Here is a 2076-nt window from a genome sequence, read left to right on the forward strand (position 1 = left end):
CAGAATCAGTGTTCAAGACTTACCAGAATGGGTGTTCAAGAGTTACCAGAATCGGTGTTCAAGTTGTGCCAGAATACGCAACTAATGACTGATTTCTTAAAAAATCACTTTTTTCGTCTCTTTTGCCGTTATTTTGGCGCGTCAATCAGCCTCCAGAGTTGGTTAAATCGTTTATGAGCAGTCACAAAAGCAGGGAGATCATCCTTTTAAGAGAAAAATGCAAAAATCGGCGTTCATCCGACGTTCGTGACAAATGCCTTCCCATTAACACCTTTTACCCGCAAATACACTACAAAGGCAATCAACCTGCGAACGCCCCTCCTCTGACTCTTTCTGAAATTTACTGACCAATTTCAAAAACGCCTGCCTTTTTCCAATTTTCGCCGAGTTCCTGACGCCTGTTATCCGTAGAGTGATCGTCCCGGGCTACTGAATAAGCAGTGACCTCAGCTTTTACTGTCTCTCGCTGAGCGCACACCAATAACAAGAAATGGAGAGAGCCATCGTGTCCTATTCCCGTTTTATGATTCCCGCCCTGGCCGTCTTACTGGCCGGCTGTAGCGAGGATCCTTCATCATCCGCACAGGTACCGACACCAGAGAAAAGTTTTGGCAAAAAGCTGCAAACCCAGCTGGTCATGGCCCAGCCTGGCGATGTGATTGAGATTCCGGAAGGGTTTTATGAACTGGATCGCAGCCTGACCCTCAGTGTCGATGGCGTCACCATCCGCGGTGCCGGCATGGACAAAACCATTTTATCGTTTAAAAACCAGGTCGCCGGCGCTGAAGGCATGATGGTCACCGCGAGCGATTTCACCCTGGAAGACCTGGCCATTGAAGATACCAAGGGCGATTCCATCAAAATCAACCAGGCGAAGAATATTGTTATTCGTCGGGTTCGTTCGGAATGGACCAACGGCCCATCCACCGAAAACGGTTCTTATGGCTTTTATCCCGTTATGACAGAAAACACGCTAATTGAGGATTCGGTCGTCATTGGCGCATCAGATGCCGGTATCTATGTCGGTCAGTCTTACAACGTCGTCATTCGTAACAACCGGGCAGAATACAATGTGGCCGGTTATGAAATTGAAAACACCATCGGCGCTGACGTTTATAACAATGTCGCCACCAATAACACCGGCGGTGTCCTGATCTTCAACATGCCCTACCTGACCCAGCCCGGTCACAGCACCCGTATCTACAACAACGAAATTTACAGCAATAACACGGAAAATTTTGCCCCCAAGGGAACCGCTGTCGCCAGTGTACCGGCCGGCTCCGGCATCCTGATCAATTCAAACGACAATGTCGAGATATTTGGTAATAACCTGAAAGACAACGACACTGCCAACATCATTGTCAGCAGTCTGCTGACGGCTGATTACCAGGAAGAGTACAAAGTATCAGACAACTTTGACCCGTTCCCTGAAGGTATTTTCATCTACGACAACACCTACAGCGGTGGTGGTACCTCACCAGGCCGACTTGAGCTAAAAGCGCTGAAAGTTGCCCAGTTCGGCTTAACCGGACGTCTGCCCGATATCCTCTGGGATGGCGTGGTTAACCCCAAAAAACTGGCGGATGGCAAGGCTCCCGTCGACACCATTCTCTGCATCAATGATGCGGCCGCCGGCTTTATCAACGTTGATGCCTCCAACGATTTCAAAGGCATATCCACCGATAAATCACCCCACAACTGCCAAATGCAGAAGATGGCTGCTATTGATCTGGGTTTCCTGGATAGCCAACAGAAAAGCACGCTGTCAACTCTGGAGTCTTCCGACAACACCAGCAAAGAGGGCTGAACCATGCCGCGCATAGCTGTTATTGCGTCACTCCTGGCTTCCCTGTTTCTGACCGGTTGCAGCAAGGAATCTCCCCGGATGATGCTGACCGGTTCCGATTATCCTGAGCGTCTCAGCGAGTGGCGCATATTGGCTATAGAGGACGGCAACCTTACGACAGGTCATCGGGTTGTACCCTATGACCTGAATACCTTAAATCCCGCTTAACCTTGGGAATGTGAGCAAGCTGGCCGTACTTTTGGCAACAGAGTACAGTTTTTGCACAAAAC

2 protein-coding genes are annotated in these 2076 nt (G+C 49.4%); both read left to right on the forward strand.

Translation table 11 applies throughout. The features are described 5' to 3' along the window. Positions 1-505 precede the first annotated feature (505 nt). Positions 506-1807: a parallel beta-helix domain-containing protein gene (locus tag ABD892_RS10980; RefSeq protein ID WP_345195686.1), complete on the forward strand. Its 1302-nt coding sequence runs from the start codon at positions 506-508 to the stop codon at positions 1805-1807. A 3-nt stretch (positions 1808-1810) separates the two neighbouring features. Continuing rightward, positions 1811-2014 carry a hypothetical protein gene (locus ABD892_RS10985; RefSeq protein ID WP_345195687.1) on the forward strand — a complete coding sequence of 68 codons (204 nt, stop codon included), beginning with the start codon at positions 1811-1813 and terminating at the stop codon, positions 2012-2014. The last annotated feature ends 62 nt before the right edge of the window (positions 2015-2076 follow it).

The sequence above is a fragment of the Kistimonas scapharcae genome (assembly GCF_039540975.1).
GTDB classification, from domain to species: Bacteria; Pseudomonadota; Gammaproteobacteria; order Pseudomonadales; family Endozoicomonadaceae; genus Kistimonas; species Kistimonas scapharcae.

What these genes read in the sequence shown, in the direction of transcription:
- ABD892_RS10985 (WP_345195687.1), top strand. Translation starts at nt 1,811, where the DNA reads ATGCCGCGCATAGCTGTTATTGCGTCACTCCTGGCTTCCCTGTTTCTG.